Here is a 15,076-nt window from a genome sequence, read left to right as displayed (position 1 = left end):
CCTCTCTGCTCGCAGCGGCTTGGCGCAGAGAGGTGTCGTCGACCGTACGGTCCCTTCCTCTCAGGGGCGAGCGGGTTCGATCGCGCCGAACCACCGCTGCACGGCCGCCCGGAGTTCTTCCGTCTCCGCGGGATCCGGCCGGGGTGATGCGGACGCCCAGGCCACATGGCAGTCCGGTCGAAGGAGCAGGGCGGTGGGCGCCGAGGCGAGCGGGCGCGCGGTGACGATATCGACGTGGTCGTGCAGCAGGGGGGCGAGCGTCTCCGCCAGGGATGCCTCTTCGGTCAGGTCGAGCAGCAGGGGACGTGCGGGTCTGGTCAGCTCGGCGAGCCGAACCGGCCCGGTCGGCGTGCGAAGCTCCAGGTCCGGGGCGAACCGGCCGATCAGCGGATGCGCCTCGCGTCCGCCCATGTCGTAGCGGACGTCGGCGCCTGCGATGAGTTCGGCCAGGCGCTGCACGGTGCTCCGGTCGCGGAGCAGTTCGGCGAACAGCTCGCGCAGCCCGGTGACGTCGTCGCCGGGGGCTATCAGGGCCGACTGTGCCTGCGCGTTCACTACCATGCGGTGGGCCGCCGGTCGCCGCTCCGTCTCGTAACTGTTCAGCAGCCCGGAAGGGGCGCTACCGCGGATCACGGCGGCGAGTTTCCAGCCGAGGTTGACCGCGTCCTGCAGGCCGAGGTTGAGCCCGGGTCCTCCCCCCGTGGCGGCGTACACATGGGCGGCATCACCGATCAGGAACACTCGGCCGTCGGAGAACCGTTCGGCGACTCGGGTATTACCGCCCGTGAGCCGGCGCAGCACGTGCGGCCCTTCGCCGTCGGGCGGCCCGAGTGGCACGTCGACGCCCAGCACGCGGCGGATGCTCGCCCGCAACTCGTCAAGGCTCATCGGATCGTCGGTCCCGGGCCGGTCCCACTCCGTGGCGCTGACCAACGGCGGGTGGCCGGGCACCGGCGCGTAGGAGAACCCGCCGCGCTCGGTGCGGTGGGGCAGGAACGGCAGGACCGCGCCGTGGCCGGGCACGTTCAGCGCACCGGTCGCGGGATCGACCCAGTCCGCCGGGACCGTCGCGTGCGCTGTGCGGACGGTCATCCGGTCATAGGTGACGCCGGGGAATCCGATGCCGGAGAGCTTCCGCGTGGTGCTGTGTGCTCCATCCGCGCCGATGAGGTACCGGCCCCTTAGCTCGTATGCCCCGCTCGGACCCGTGACGTCGATGGTGACCGCGTCGTCGTCCTGTGCCAGGCCGACGACCTCGTGTCCCCGCCGGATCTCCACGCCCAGTTCGATGGCGCGCTCCTGCAGGACCTGCACGATGCGTCGCTGCGGCACCGGCAGGGCGTAGACGGGGCTGTCCTCCAGCAGGCTCAGATCCAGGCCCATCGCGCCGAACATGAAGTACGCGGAGTTCGGCTGCGGCGGTTCCGGACTGCCGCTGAGACGTTCGTACAGCCCCCGGCGGTCGAGCATTCGCACGACCTGGCCGAGCAGTCCGTTCGCCTTCGGTTCCCCACTCGGCTCCGGCAGCCGCTCCAGCACCACCGGCCGGACCCCTGCCAGGCTCAGCTCGCAGGCCAGCATCAGCCCGTTCGGGCCACCGCCGGCGATGACGACATCTGTGATCACGTGTTCTCCTCGTTCGCCTCATGCGGAGCCTACGGTACATGCCGTACCTTAAAGTTCGCGAGGCGCTGCTGGAGATCGGGTGGAAAGGGTACTATCGGTACCGATCAGTGCCGATCGGTCGGGCGATCAGCCCGCGTACCGCACCCTGTCCTCGGAGCGGGCGGCGGCGAAGGCGGGGACCACCCAGCGGCGGAGGAAGGGACGCGGGTCCTCGGCGGCCGTCCCGTGATGCTCCGGGCCGGGGATGTAGGAGTGCAGCAGTCGCAGCAGGAACTCCGCCAAGCCGCTCAGTTCCGCGGTGTCGTACCCGTGTGCGGGCCAGTCGATCGAGAGGCGTTTCAGCAGTTCGTGAGTGAGGCGGATGGCGATCGGCGACAGCATCTCGGCGCCGAAGCTGGCCGTGCGGCCGGTCGCGAGCAGCAGGCCGACGTGCGGCTCGACGGGCACCCGCTCGATGGTGAACGCCAGGGCCTCGACGAGGATGTCGGCGGGCTCGCCGAGCGGCGCGACGTGCGCGAGCAGCCGGTCGGTGAACTCGTCGGCGGCGGCCAGTGAGGTGGCCTTGATCAGCTCCTCGACGTTCCGGTAGTACCGGTAGATCGTCGCGCGGGTGACCCCGAGCTCCTCGGCGACGTCGGTCAGTCCGGTCTTGCGGGCGCCGTACCGGTCCACGCAGCGGGCGGTGGCATCGATGATGCGCCGGCGTGCCTCCTCATCGCTCTTCGGCGGATCGCCTCGCCACCCGTGCGTGCGCATGGCCCCATTCCACCAGACCGGCCGGAACCGCGTCGATCACGTCACGCAGCCTTGACAGTACATGATTCCAGAATATGTACTCTCGTATGCCGGGCAGTCCCGTACGGGGGAGAAGCGAGCCCTGGGAGCAGTGATCGCCCATGCCCGAACAACCGGTCAACGACGCCATCAACCTGACCAGCGGCGAGTTCTGGGGGCGCGACCCCCACGCGGAACTGCGCTGGATGCGGGAGAACTCACCCGTCTACTGGGACCCGAACAGCCGGACGTGGGGCGTCGCGGGCTACGCCGACGTCAAGTTCGTCTCCCGACGGCCGGACCTGTTCTGCAGCGGCCAGGGCATCCGCCCGGACAGCTCCAACCTGCCCATGATGATCGACATGGACGACCCCGAGCACAAGCTCAGGCGCAAGCTGGTGAGCGCCGGGTTCACCCCGCGGCGGGTCGCGGCCCAGCGCGACCACCTGCGGCGGATCTGCGACGAGATCATCGACTCGGTCTGCGAGCGCGGCGAGTGCGACCTCGTGCACGACATCGCCGCGCAGCTTCCGCTCATCGTCATCGGTGACGCGCTCGGCTTCCCGCCCGAGGAGCGTGAGACGCTGCTCACCTGGTCCGACGACATGCTGCGCGCCCTCACGGGCGGCGACGATCCCGGCCTGCTGGAGCACGCCATGCAGGCGTTCACAGGTTTCAGCGAGTTCGCGTCGCGCACCATCGCCGACCGGCGCGCCTGCCCGCGCGACGACCTCATCAGCGCCCTGATCCACGCGACCGCGAACGGCGAGCACCTCGACCACGACTCGCTCATCCAGGAGTCCCTGCTCATCCTGATCGGCGGGGACGAGACGACCCGGCACGTCATCTCCGGCGGCGCGTGGCAGCTCTTCCTGCATCCCGATCAGCGGCGGACGCTGGTCGAGGACCCGTCGCTGATCCCGACCGCCGTGGAGGAGATGCTCCGCTGGGTCTCGCCGATCAAGAACATGGCGCGCACCGCGACGCGCGACACCGTGCTGCACGACCGGCGCATCGCCGAGGGCGACAAGCTCCTGCTCCTGTACCCGAGCGCGAATCGGGACGCTCTGGTCTTCCCCGACCCGGACGTCTTCGACGTGACACGTACGCCGAACGAGCACCTCGCCTTCGGGAACGGCCCGCACTTCTGCCTGGGCAACAGCCTCGCGCGGCTGGAACTGACCGTCATGTTCGAGCGGCTGCTCACCCGCCTGCCGGACCTGGAGCCGGTGAGCCTGCGGCAGCCCGCCCACCGGCCCGCCAACTTCGTGTCCGGGTACGAGACCATGCCGGTGCGCTTCACCCCCGTACGCCGCTCGGCGCGACCCTGACCGCGTAGGCCGTAGCGGACGAAGTGGCCCCCGGCGTGCTACGTCAGGGCCATGCCGGGCACGCGGGCGCGGATCGCGTCCAGTTCGGCCTCGTCGGAGATGCCCTGCCAGTCGTACCGTGGCGTGTACGGCGCCTCGAGTGCCCGCACCTCCTCGTCGGTGAGCACCACATCCAGCGACGCCACGGCGTCATCGATCTGTTGTGCCGTTCTGGCACCGACCAGCGGAGCGGTCACCACGCGCCGGCGGCGCAGCCACGCTAGGGCGATCTGCGCGCGGCTCACCCCGTGCGCGTCCGCGACCTGCCCGACCGCCTCTACGATCGCGCGGTTGGACGCCTCCTCCGTGGGCGCGTACAGCTGGTCGGCGTACGCGCCGTCGGTCGCGGCACGTGCGGTGGACTTCGCGTCGTTCCAGGCTCTGGCCAGGCGACCTCGGGCCAGCGGGCTCCAGACGATCGTGCCGACGCCCTCGTCCAGGCACAGCGGGATCATCTCGCGCTCTTCCTCACGGTGCAGCAGGTTGTAGTGATCCTGCATGGACACGAAGCGGGCCCAGCCGTGCTCGCGCTGCAGGTGCAGCGCCTTCGCGAACTCCCAGGCGGGCATCGATGAGGCGCCCAGGTATCGCACCTTCCCCGTCTTCACGAGGTCGCTGAGCGCCTCGAGCGTCTCCTCCAGCGGCGTCGCGTGGTCGTTGCGGTGCACCTGGTAGAGGTCGATGTAGTCGGTGCCCAACCGCCGTAGGGAGTGGTCGATCTCGGTCATGATCGCCTTGCGTGACAGTCCCCTGCCGTTGGGGCCGGGGCGCATCGGGTGGCGCAGCTTGGTCGCGATCACCACGTCGTCACGGTTCGCGAAGTCCTTGAGCGCGCGTCCGAGGATCTCTTCGCTCGAGCCGTTCGAGTACATGTTCGCGGTGTCGAAGAAGTTGATGCCGGCGTCGAGAGCGTGCCTGATGAGCGGGCGAGCCTGCTCCTCGCCCAGAGACCAGACGGGGTGGCCGCGGTCGGGCTCGCCGTAGGTCATCGCACCGATCGCGATGGGGGAGACGTCGAGGCCGGTGGTGCCGAGTTTCACATAGCGCATGGGGGACGCCTCCTGCTGAAGCCAAACACGCGGAGAATTCTCCGCATGTATGGTCAAACTAGCGGAGGATCCTCCGGGAATCAATCGCAGGGCATCATCGACACATGACCGACGAGACGCCGAGCACCTACGGCACGCAGCGCCAGGCCGCCGCGCGCAACCGGGTCGCGATCATCGAGGCCGCCCACGAGCTGTTCGCGGACAACCCGCTCGTGCCGCTGAGCGAGGTCGCCAAGCGCGCGGGCGTCGGCGCCGGCACGCTCTACCGCCATTTCCCCACCCGCGACGACCTGATCCTCGCCGCCTACCAGCACGACATCGAACGCCTGACCACCACCGCCGACGAGGTGCTGGCACGGCAGTCCTCCGCGAAAGCCGCGTTCATCGAGTGGTTCGAGACTCTCGCCGCCTACATCCGCATCAAGCACGGCCTCGGCGACGCCTTGCACAGCGCCGCGGCCCAGGACGTGATCAGTGCCTCCTGGGCACCGACCACCGCAGCGGTGGCGAAGCTGGTCGACGCCTGCGTGGCCGAGGGCACCATCGCCCCGGGGCACGACCCGGCGGACATCATCATGCTCATGAGCTTTCTGTGGCGCGTCGCGAACAACGACGAGGGCGCGGCCCAGGGACGGCGCCTGATCGCCGCCGTGTTCTCCGGGCTGCAGGCGCCGCCCCAGCCGATCTGAGCACTCCAGGGCACGATGCCCCGGGAGATTCCGGCGCGGCACGGTTCGCAGGCTCCCCGGCCGCCGGTGAGCAACTCCCTCCGGATCGGGAGCGCTCGTCAGCGCGACGTGTCCGTCTCGATCGCGGCGGAGCGCAGCGCGTCGGCGAGGCGGGCGGCCGGTTCGGATGGTGGCTGGGGCAGTCGGGCGAGCACGATGCGGCGCTGTTCGGCGGGGCCGCCGCGGACGGGCAGGATCCGCACGCCGTCGGGCGCTGCGGAGATGAGTGCGGTGGGCACAGTGGTGATGCCGAAGCCGGCGGCGACCAGGTGAAGTTTGGCCAGCCAGTCGCGGGCGATGTGGGCGATCGTGGGCCGCTCGTCCAGGCCGGGCCACACCCCCATCACCTGGTCCTCGCCCGAGGCCGAGCCGGCGATCCATCGCTGACCGTGGAGATCGGCCACGTCGATGAACTCGTTCCGGGCTAGTGGATGACCGGCGGGCAGGGCGACGCACAGACTGCGCTCGGTCAGCGTCTGCAGCCGCAGGGCCGGGGTTTCGGTGTCGGGCGAGCGAAACGGCGGCGCCGAGGACAGCAGTGCCAGATCGAGCGTGCCGGCGCGCAGTGCCCGGACCAGCGCGGGCGTGCTGCCTTCGCGGGTGGTCACGGTGATGGCCGGATGGGTGCGCCGCAGTTCGGCCAGCGCGCGCGGGACCAGCCAGGAACCGGCGGTGGGGAACCAGCCCAGCCGGACCGTGCCGGGCTCGTCGGGCAGCCCGGCCAGTTCACGCGCGGTGGCGTCGACCTGGTCGATCACGGTGACGGCGCGGCGTAGCACCACGCGTCCGGCCGCGGTCAGGCGGACCCCGTTGTGGCGGCGTTCCAGCAACGGCGAGCCGGCCGCGCGCTCCAGCGTGGCGATCTGCCGGGAGACCGCGGATTGGGTGTAGCCGAGCGCGGTCGCCGCGGCGGTGAGCGTGCCCCGCTCGGCCACCTCCCGGAACACCCGCAGGGCGACCAGTGACACGTCGGTGAAGGCCATGACGTTTACGCATATCATGGTTGAGTTTTTCTCGCTGGTGACATAGCAGTGCTCGCCGTAGCGTGGCCGGCATGAACCTGATCCGCACACCTTTCGGTTTCGCCAGCACCGCCGCCGAGGTCGCCGAGGGCATCGACCTGACCGGCCGGCGGGCGGTGGTGACCGGCGCCTCGTCCGGCCTGGGCGTGGAGACGGCGCGTGCGCTGGCCGGCACCGGCGCCGAAGTCACCCTGGCGGTCCGTGATGTGGAGGCGGGCGAGCGCGCCGCCAAGGACATCACCGCCGGCACCGGCAACACCGCGTTGCGCGTCGTCCGGCTGGACCTGACCGACCCGGCGTCGATCGCCACGTTCACCCGGTCCTGGGAGGGGCCACTGCACATCCTGGTCGCCAACGCCGGCGTGATGGCCTGCCCCGAGCAGCGCACCGCGCAGGGCTGGGAGTGGCAGTTCGCCACCAACCACCTCGGTCATCTCGCCCTGGCCACCGGCCTGCACGCGGCCCTGGCCGCCGACGGGGCCGCCCGCATCGTCGTGGTCAGCTCCAGCGGCCACCAGCTCTCCCCGGTGGTGTTCGACGATGTCCACTTCGCCTTCCGTCCCTACGACCCGTGGCTGGCCTACGGCCAGTCCAAGACCGCCAATGTCCTGTTCACGGTCGAGGCGACCCGCCGCTGGGCCGGCGACGGGATCACCGCGAACGCGCTGATGCCCGGCGCGATCTACACCAACCTGCAACGCCACACCGGTGGCCGGGGCAGCGGCACGGTGCCGCCCGAGCTGATCAAGACGGCGGAGCAGGGCGCGGCGACCTCGGTTCTGCTGGCCACGTCGCCCCTGCTGGAGGGGATCGGCGGCCGGTACTTCGTCGACGGCAATGAGACCGAGACCATCGACCGCCGCGGTGCCGCGCCGCCCTTGCACGGTGTGGCCCGCTACGCCCTGGACCCGGACAACGCCCGCCGCTTGTGGACCCTCTCCGAGAACCTGCTCGCCACCGTCGAGGGACTGTCATGACCCCGAAAGTCGCGCTCGTCACCGGTGCCACCCAGGGGCTGGGCCTGGCCCTGGTCGAGGGCCTGGCCCGGCGTCTGACTCCCGAGGACACCGTCTACCTCACCGGCCGCGACCCCGGCCGGGTCTCCCAGGCCGTCGCCGCCCTGCCCGGTGGCGGTGCCCTGCCCGGTGGCGGCGCCCGGGTCCGCGGCGAGACGCTCGACGTGGCCGCCCCCGAGGCCGCCGACCGCCTCGCCGCACGACTGCGCGAGCGGCACGGCGGCGTGGACATCGTGTTCGGCAACGCCGTCATGCGGGTCGGTCCCGACGATGACCCGCGCGCGATCGTGGACGCCTACACACAGGTGAACAACTTCGGCACCACCCGGGTGCTGCGGGCCTTCGCCCCGCTGCTGCGGGACAACGGCCGGTTGATCGTGGTGGCCAGTTCGCTGGGCACTCTGCATCACCTCGCGCCCGTGCTGCACGACCGGTTCGCCGGGCTGTCCTCGTTGGACGAAGTGGACGAGCAGATCGCCGCGTGGCGCGACGCGGTCGCCGACGGCAGTGCCCGGTCCGGAGCCTGGCCCGGCTTCGTCAACATCCCGTCCAAGATCGGCCAGGTCGCCGCCGTGCGCGCCCTCGCGCGCCGGCGCCGCGAACAGGACCTGGCGCGGGGCATCCTGCTGGCCGCCGTCTGCCCCGGCATGATGAACACCGCCACCTCCGCCGTGTGGTGGGACGTCAGTGATGCCCCCACCCCGGCACAGGCCGCCACCGCCCTGCTGAACCTCGCGTTCGACCCGGTCGACCCCGGCCACTACGGCCGGCTCGTGCGCGACGGCCAGGTCCTGCCCTGGGCACCCGAGCGGGCAAGGTGATGACCGGCCGACTCGGCCGCACCGGCAGGGCGCGAGGCTCGGCGTCCGGATCGACGCGCTGATCGACGCGCATGAGAAGCAGCGACCCTCCGGCTGAGGTTCACGAGGAGATCTGAGGTTCACGAGGAGACGAGATCGAACTCCTCCCAGGGGCCGATGGCCGTGCGGTTCGCGATCAGCGACGACGCGCCCGCGTTCTCGGCCGTCACGTAGTCGTTGTTCGCGTGGGCCCGCAGGCTGACGCTGCCGTCGGCGTTGTGGACCAGGTCGAACGTCTCCCACGCGCCGATGCTCGTACGGTTCGCGATGAGGGGTGAGGCTCCGCCGTCGTCCGCGGTGACGTACTCGTTGTTCGCGTGGGCGCGCAGGGCGACCGCGCCGCCGCCCTGGTCGATCAGGTCGAACTGCTCCCAGGACCCGATGGCCGTACGGTTCGCGATGAGGGGTGAGGCTCCGGCGTCGTCGGCGGTGACGTACTCGCCGTTGGCGTGGGCGCGCAGGCCGACCACCTGGCCGGCCGGCGGCTGCTCGGCGACGCCGAGGACGTACGTCAGCTGGGCGCTGGTGAACTCCGGCTGCAGGGTGCTGGAGGCCGCCGACTGCACCTGGAAGCGGCCCGGAGGCGAGACCGTGCCGCCGCAGCCGGCGTTCGGCGTGCCGACGTGGGTGGAGGTGTCGGTGTTGCCGGTGACGGTCCAGTCGCGGACGCCGTTCACCGCGTAGCCGTAGCCCATGTGGGCGCCCTGCAGGGTGTTGCCGGTCACCGAGGCGCCGTAGTTGGTGCCGGTTCCGCAGCCCCAGACCTGCGGGCCCATGGCGATGCCCACCTTGATGAAGGCGCTCTGAGCGTTGATCGTGTTGCCGGTCACGGTCGTGCCGGTGTAGTTGCCGTTCATGGGCGCGTAGTCGACGAGGTTGATGCCGCCGAGCAGCGTGCGCGTCCTCGCGACGATCGTGTTGTTCCGCACCGACGAGCCGGGGGCGCCGAAGATGACGATGCCGCCGTCGGTGGCGTCCTGCACGGTGTTGCCCTGGACCGTGCTGGTGCCGCAGGCCAGCGAGATGCCGTCGGCCCAGGTCCCGCTCGGCGCGTCGGTGCCCGCCGGGCCGATCGTGTTGTTCAGGATCTTCGCGCCCTGGCAGGCCGGGGTGCTGTTCGTGACGGCGCCCTCGATGAAGTGCAGCGTCGACCAGCTCCGGGTGTCGTGCGCGTAGACGTTCTGGACGGTCTGGCCGGTGCCCGAGGCGCCCATCTCCATCAGGGCGCCGCCGTCCAGGCGGCCGAGCGTGGGCCGCCCGCCGTCGATCTGGATGTTCTGCACCGTCACGCCGGACTGGTCGGTGCCGTTGATGGCCGTCGTGAGCGAGCCGGACAGCTTGAGAGTGGCCCGGCCGTCGTCGGTGGGCAGCCCCTGGGTCTCGATCCGCTGGTTCGGGGCGCTGAACCGGACCGGGTTGCTCAGGGTGAAGACGGCCCCGGGGCACAGGACGGCCGCCGCGCCGGATCCGGCGAGGGCGGTGTTGATGGCGGCGTCGGTGCCCGACGGGATGCAGGCCGCAGTGGCGCCGGCCCCGGCGGCCGTCGCCGGCACCAGCAGTGCAGCGACGGCCGCGAGCATGGACAGGTACGTGACGCATTTACCGCGAACCGGCATTCAGTCGGATCCTTACTGGCGGAGGGAGGAGGGAATCAGCGCGAAGCCCGGTGCGGGGGCCTGGTCGTCGTCCACACGAACGTCGTGGTTCCGGAGGCGCCGGTGGAGTCGGTGGCGGTCACCGTCACCGTGCTGGTCCCGGGGTGGCGGGCCGCGCCCGTGACGGTCCCGGAGCGGCTGATCGACAGACCGGCCGGCAGGCCCGTGGCGGTGAAGGCCGGCGCACCGGTCGCCACCGCGGTCATCCGCAGGTGGACCGCCGCGCCGACCGGGCTGCTCATGCCGCCCGGGTCGGCGACCGTGACCGCGGTCGTGCGGCTCGGCGCGCCGGACACGTCGCTCCTCAGCGGGCTCGACACGGTGATCGAGCCGGTCAGCGGCAGGTTGCGCGAGGAGTCGCCGACCAGGATCTGGTACGTGCCGGGCGTCGTCGTCCAGCCGCCGGCCGTGTCGTCCCAGTGCGCCAGGTCGTGCGCGGTGACGGTGAACCGTACGGTCTGGCTCTGGCCCGGCTGCAGTTCGACCCGCTGGAATCCCCTGAGCTGGTGCGGCGGCTCACCCGTGGCGGCCGGATCGCCGACGTAGAGCTGGGCGACGTCCGCCCCGGCGCGGCTCCCGGTGTTCGTCACGGTCGCCGTCACCGTCGAACCACCCGAGCCCACCGCGCCGACCTGGAGGTTGGAGAACGAGAAGGTCGTGTACGACAGGCCGTACCCGAAGGGGAACAGCGGCGTGATGTTCTTCGCGTCGTACCAGCGGTAGCCGACGTCCAGGCCCTCGGAGTACTGCACCTGGCTGCCGTTGCCGGGCCACTGCGCGGTGGTGTGCGCGGGCACGTCGTTCAGGCTCGCCGGGAAGGTCACCGGCAGCTTGCCCGAAGGGCTGACGTCGCCGAACAGGATCGCGGCCAGCGCGTTGCCGACCTCCTGTCCGGAGTACCAGCCCTCCAGGACCCCGGAGACCTGGTTCAGCCATGGCATGGTGACCGCCGAGCCGGTGTGCAGCACCACGACCGTCTTCGGGTTGGCCGCCGCCACCGAGGAGATCAGCTGGTTCTGCTGGCCGGGCAGGTCGATCGAGGTGTTGTCGGTGCCCTCGTTCTGCGGGTAGGTCGCGAACACGATCGGCACGTCCACCGACTCGGCCAGCGTGACCGCGCGGTCGATGCCGCCGGTGCCGTCGGCCGCCTCGAACTGGACCGTGGCGCCCGACCCGGCGCGGTTCTGGATGCCGGTGAGCGGCGAGACGGTGCCGGAAGAGGTGACGGTGGCGCTGCCGCCACCGACGCTCGCCACGCCCGCGCCGCCATCGGCGCCGATCACGGCGATCTTCTTGGTGGTCGAGGTGGACAGCGGCAGCACGCCGTTGTTCTTGAGCAGGACGGTGCCCTCCTCGGCGATCTGGCGTGCGGTGGCCTTGTGCGCGTCCGTGGTCACGACCGCGCCGGTCGAGCCGGTCTTGGTCTTGTCGAACAGGCCGAACGCGAACATCTGGGTCAGCACCCGGCTCACCATGGTGTCCAGCGTCGCCTGGCCGACCTGGCCGTTCGCGACCGCCTGCCGGAGCTGGTCACCGAAGAACGCCGAGCCGGGCATCTCCTGGGTCATGCCGGCGTTGGCCGCGGGGGCGGCCGAGTGCAGCGCGCCCCAGTCGGAGGTCACGAACCCGGTGAAGCCCGCCTGCTCGTACAGCGCGGTGTTCAGGAGGTACGGGTTCTCGCAGGCGAACTTGCCGTTGACCACGCTGTAGGCGCACATCACCGAGGCCGCCGCGCCCTGGCCGACCGCCGCCTGGAAGCCCGGCAGGTAGATCTCCTGCAGCGTGCGGGTGTCGACGATCGCGTTGTCCGCCATGCCGTTGCGGTAGGTCTCCTGGTTGTAGACCGCGGCGTGCTTGGCCTGGGCCATGACGCCCTGGCTCTGCACGCCCTTGATCTGCGCGACGGCCATCTGGCCCGTCAGGTACGGGTCCTCGCTGAAGCTCTCGAACCCCCGGCCCCAGCGCGGGTCGCGGTCGATGTTCAGTGTCGGGCCGAGCGCCACGTCCGCCCCCTTGCCGGCGAACTCGCTGCCGGCCACCACGCCGGACTGCTGCTCGAGTGCGGTGTCGAACGTCGCGGCCCCCGCCACCGGCGCGGGCAGCTGGGTGACGCCTCCGAGCCCGTCGCCCGGTCCGCCCGGTCCGTCCTCCAGGCCCATCGCCGGGACGCACAGCGATGGGATCGCGGCGGTGTTCCCGATGTACGGCGAGGACGCGCCGGTGCCGTGCAGCAGGGTGATCTTCTGGTCCTGGGTCATCTGGGCCATGACCTGGGCGACGCGCTGGGACACCGGCGCGGTGGACCCCACCCACGGGCAGGAGCCGTTGCCGCCTCCTCCTCCGTCACCGCCGCCGATGGTGAACACGGCGAACTCCCAGAGCGAGTAGCCGTAAGCGGTCGCGCGGGCGGTGCCGTACATCCGCACGTAGCGGCCGGTCCCGGAGACGTTCAGCGTCTGGGTGCCGCCGGTGCCCGTCGTGGTCGAGTAGATCGTCGTCCAGTTCGTCCCGTCCCCGGACACCTGGATCTGGAACGCCGTCGCGTACGCGGCCTCCCAGGTCAGCTGCGCCCCGCAGACCTGCTGCGACGACCCGAGGTCCACCTGGAGCCACTGCGGGTCGCTGAACGCCGAGGACCAGCGGGTGCCGGTATCGCCGTCGGTGGCGGCCGACGCGGGGGTGCCGGCGTTCTCGGTCGAGGAGGCCGTGGTCGGCTTGTGCGCGGCGGTGTCGGCGGTGCCGCACGACGCCGAGCCTCCCGACCCGTAGACCTGGAACTCCCACAGCGAGTAGCCGTACTGGGTCGCGCGGGCGGTGCCGTACATCCGCACGTAGCGGCCGGTCCCGGAGACGTTCAGCGTCTGGGTGCCGCCGGTGCCGGCCGTGGTCGAGTAGACGGTGGTCCAGGTGTTCCCGTCGGCGGAGGTCTGGATCTGGAAGGCGCTCGCGTACGCGGCCTCCCACGTCAGGACGACCTGGCTGATGGCGGCACTGGAGCCGAGGTCGACGCGCAGCCACTGGGGGTCGCTGAACGCCGAGGACCAGCGGGTGCCGGCGTCGCCGTCGGTGGCGGCCGACGCGGGCGTCCCGGCGTTCTCGGTGGAGGAGGCCGTGGTCGGCTTCCCCTGGGAGAGCAGGACGGCCGCCGCGCGGCCGGGCGGCGCCACGGCCGTCGACGCGGCGATGAGCCCGATGAGGGCGACGAGCACGACGAACAGTGAGCGCGGCGAGTGGAGGACGCGTCTGGGACGAGCGCGGAACATCGAGGCTCCTCGGCCGGTGGGAGGCGGGTCGCCGGTCCGGCCACACCTGGCGGGGTGGTGGCGGGGCAGGGGTGTGGGCTCTCGGCGCTGAGAGCGCTCTCAGGCAGAGTGACGCCGATCACAGGACCTGTCAAGGCGCTCAAACCCTGCCTGGCCATCCGCCATGCCGGTGATGAAGCGGATGAAAGAGTGTTGACACTCCCTGACGGCGCGACTTAACGTCCAGGCGACCGTCTGTCGAACCGTGTCCGAGATATCGAACGCGCAGGTCCGGCGCTCGATCGGACCGCGTAGCGTCCGGCGCAAGCGGCGGCGAGCCGAAGGGACAGCCCATGACCTCGTTGGTTCCGCACGCCGGCCGTGGGCTCAGGTCCACCGCGTTCCGGATGCCGGCGGTCGTCGCGCTCGCCGCCGGCCTGGTGACCGTCGCCTCGCGTCCGGCGCACGCGTCCACCGGCGGATTACGCGGCGTCAACTGGGCCGAATCCTGGCGTACTGGGCGCACAGCGGCGGGAGACCGACCAGCATGACCGCCTTCTACCAGATGTGGGACAAGGTCGTCGCCAAGTACGGCGGGAGCGCGAACGCCTACTTCGAGGTCATCAACGAGCCGTACGGCTACAGCGCCACCGACCTGGACGACACGTAGGACGATGGGGACTGGTACAGCCTGACCCGCAGGAGCGGAAGCGGCGCGAGCATTCAGCTGTCGCCGGTGAATCCCTCCGGGCTGACCCGGCTGCAGTACGCCTGGGGGATCGGAAGCGGAGGCGGCACCTACGTCGAGATCCGCAATGCGAGCACCGGCCTGCAGATCGATGGCGCGGGCAACTCCACCAGCGGCTCCAACGCTGCGCAGGGCGGCGATACCGGCAGCGCGAACCAGCAGTGGGCCATCGAGAACGACGGCGACTACGTACGGATCAAGAATCGCGCGACCGGCCTGTATCTGGACGGGATGGGCCGCACGTCCAACGGCTCGGCCGTCGGCCAGTACGCGGACAGCGGCAGCACGAACCAGCAGTGGTCGGTGGTGACCGACGCCAACCGGGTGCGCATCAAGAACCGCGCCACCGGAATGTTCGTCGACGGTATGGGCGGCACCGGTAACGCGGTGTTGGCCCAGTACGGCGACACCAACAGCACCAATCAGCAGTGGACGATCGTCGCGGCCGGCTGACGAGATCATGAACGATCAGTGCGGCGGAGGCCGTTCGTGCGAAGCGCCGTTCCGCCGCGCAGGTGCGGTGGGTCGGCGGAGCCGTCGCCCGTTCGGATGAGGAAGGTGACCTGTTCTGCCCAGGTCAGATGGGTGGATCCGGCCTCGTCGGCCAGCAGGACCGTTACGGGGGAGGTCCAGCGCAGTACGTCGTTGACGGTGGATTCGTAAACGTAGACGATGCGGCGGTTCGGCACGATGTCCAGGTAGCGCGATCGGTAGTCGAGGTGCTTCGGGGGCGCGTCCATGATGGTGAAGGTGCTCTGGGCGGTCTCGCCACCGCCGACGCCGAACTCGTGATGGTATGCGGCGCCCGAGCCGGGGAGTTCGAACCAGCGGCGCCGGACCGCGGTGTCGGCGAAGGCGGCGAAGACCATGGGCCGGGGCGCGTCCAGACGCCGGGAGATCGTGAAAGTGTCGTGGCGGACGTCGAGTCCATCGGCCGGCTGTCCTGGTGCGGTGTCCTGGTCGTTCATCCACGCTCCGTTTCGAAG

Annotated in this window: 13 protein-coding genes; 6 read left to right on the top strand and 7 right to left on the bottom strand. The window is 70.9% G+C overall.

Going from position 1 to position 15,076, the window contains the following annotated elements; translation table 11 throughout:
- Positions 1-60: 60 nt before the first annotated feature.
- Positions 61-1,626 (bottom strand): FAD-dependent oxidoreductase, encoded by a 1,566-nt coding sequence (locus NDW01_RS41845; protein WP_252830201.1) that lies wholly within the window; start codon positions 1,624-1,626, stop codon positions 61-63.
- 126 nt (positions 1,627-1,752) lie between these two features.
- A complete protein-coding gene (locus tag NDW01_RS41840; RefSeq protein WP_252830199.1) occupies positions 1,753-2,382 on the bottom strand; it encodes a TetR/AcrR family transcriptional regulator in 630 nt (209 codons plus the stop codon).
- Positions 2,383-2,522: 140 nt separating this feature from the next.
- Here NDW01_RS41840 and NDW01_RS41835 point away from each other — a divergent pair, with 140 nt between their 5' ends.
- Positions 2,523-3,731, top strand: coding sequence for a cytochrome P450 (locus tag NDW01_RS41835; protein WP_252830197.1), 1,209 nt, complete (start codon positions 2,523-2,525; stop codon positions 3,729-3,731).
- Positions 3,732-3,769: 38 nt separating this feature from the next.
- On the opposite strand, the gene NDW01_RS41830 is transcribed toward NDW01_RS41835, so the two are convergent.
- Positions 3,770-4,819 carry an aldo/keto reductase gene (locus tag NDW01_RS41830; protein WP_305883864.1) on the bottom strand — a complete coding sequence of 350 codons (1,050 nt, stop codon included), beginning with the start codon at positions 4,817-4,819 and terminating at the stop codon, positions 3,770-3,772.
- Positions 4,820-4,923: 104 nt separating this feature from the next.
- Between NDW01_RS41830 and NDW01_RS41825 the strand changes: the two genes are divergently transcribed.
- The gene (locus tag NDW01_RS41825) at positions 4,924-5,508 is read left to right on the top strand and encodes a TetR/AcrR family transcriptional regulator (RefSeq protein WP_252830193.1); all 585 of its coding nucleotides are present in this window, start codon (positions 4,924-4,926) and stop codon (positions 5,506-5,508) included.
- A 98-nt stretch (positions 5,509-5,606) separates the two neighbouring features.
- Here the strand turns inward: NDW01_RS41825 and NDW01_RS41820 are convergent, their stop codons facing one another.
- Entirely contained in the window at positions 5,607-6,530 is a 924-nt protein-coding gene (locus NDW01_RS41820) for a LysR family transcriptional regulator (protein WP_252830192.1), read from the bottom strand.
- 71 nt (positions 6,531-6,601) lie between these two features.
- Between NDW01_RS41820 and NDW01_RS41815 the strand changes: the two genes are divergently transcribed.
- Complete coding sequence (locus tag NDW01_RS41815) at positions 6,602-7,546, top strand: SDR family NAD(P)-dependent oxidoreductase (RefSeq protein ID WP_252830191.1); 945 nt, start codon at positions 6,602-6,604, stop codon at positions 7,544-7,546.
- Positions 7,543-8,406, top strand: a complete 864-nt coding sequence (locus NDW01_RS41810) for an SDR family NAD(P)-dependent oxidoreductase (protein WP_252830190.1) — start codon at positions 7,543-7,545, stop codon at positions 8,404-8,406. Before NDW01_RS41815 ends, NDW01_RS41810 begins: the two co-directional genes overlap by 4 nt.
- A gap of 119 nt (positions 8,407-8,525) precedes the next feature.
- Here NDW01_RS41810 and NDW01_RS41805 read toward each other — a convergent pair whose 3' ends face one another.
- Both NDW01_RS41805 and NDW01_RS41800 read right to left on the bottom strand, forming a co-directional pair.
- Positions 8,526-10,061, bottom strand: coding sequence for a fascin domain-containing protein (locus tag NDW01_RS41805; protein ID WP_252830188.1), 1,536 nt, complete (start codon positions 10,059-10,061; stop codon positions 8,526-8,528).
- A gap of 35 nt (positions 10,062-10,096) precedes the next feature.
- Entirely contained in the window at positions 10,097-13,363 is a 3,267-nt protein-coding gene (locus NDW01_RS41800; RefSeq protein WP_252830186.1) for a glycoside hydrolase family 3 C-terminal domain-containing protein, read from the bottom strand.
- 526 nt (positions 13,364-13,889) lie between these two features.
- On the opposite strand from NDW01_RS41800, the gene NDW01_RS43455 reads away from it, so the two are divergent.
- Both NDW01_RS43455 and NDW01_RS41795 read left to right on the top strand, forming a co-directional pair.
- Positions 13,890-14,012, top strand: a complete 123-nt coding sequence (locus NDW01_RS43455; RefSeq protein WP_256514486.1) for a hypothetical protein — start codon at positions 13,890-13,892, stop codon at positions 14,010-14,012.
- Between the two features lie 66 nt (positions 14,013-14,078).
- Positions 14,079-14,543 carry an RICIN domain-containing protein gene (locus tag NDW01_RS41795; RefSeq protein ID WP_252830184.1) on the top strand — a complete coding sequence of 155 codons (465 nt, stop codon included), beginning with the start codon at positions 14,079-14,081 and terminating at the stop codon, positions 14,541-14,543.
- A 5-nt stretch (positions 14,544-14,548) separates the two neighbouring features.
- Here NDW01_RS41795 and NDW01_RS41790 read toward each other — a convergent pair whose 3' ends face one another.
- A complete protein-coding gene (locus NDW01_RS41790) occupies positions 14,549-15,058 on the bottom strand; it encodes an SRPBCC domain-containing protein (RefSeq protein ID WP_252830176.1) in 510 nt (169 codons plus the stop codon).
- Positions 15,059-15,076 lie beyond the last annotated feature (18 nt).

Source organism: Actinoallomurus soli (assembly GCF_024055715.1).
Lineage (GTDB): Bacteria > Actinomycetota > Actinomycetes > Streptosporangiales > Streptosporangiaceae > Actinoallomurus > Actinoallomurus soli.
The sequence above is the reverse complement of the archived record's forward strand: the minus strand, read 5'-3'. Positions and strand labels throughout refer to the sequence as shown.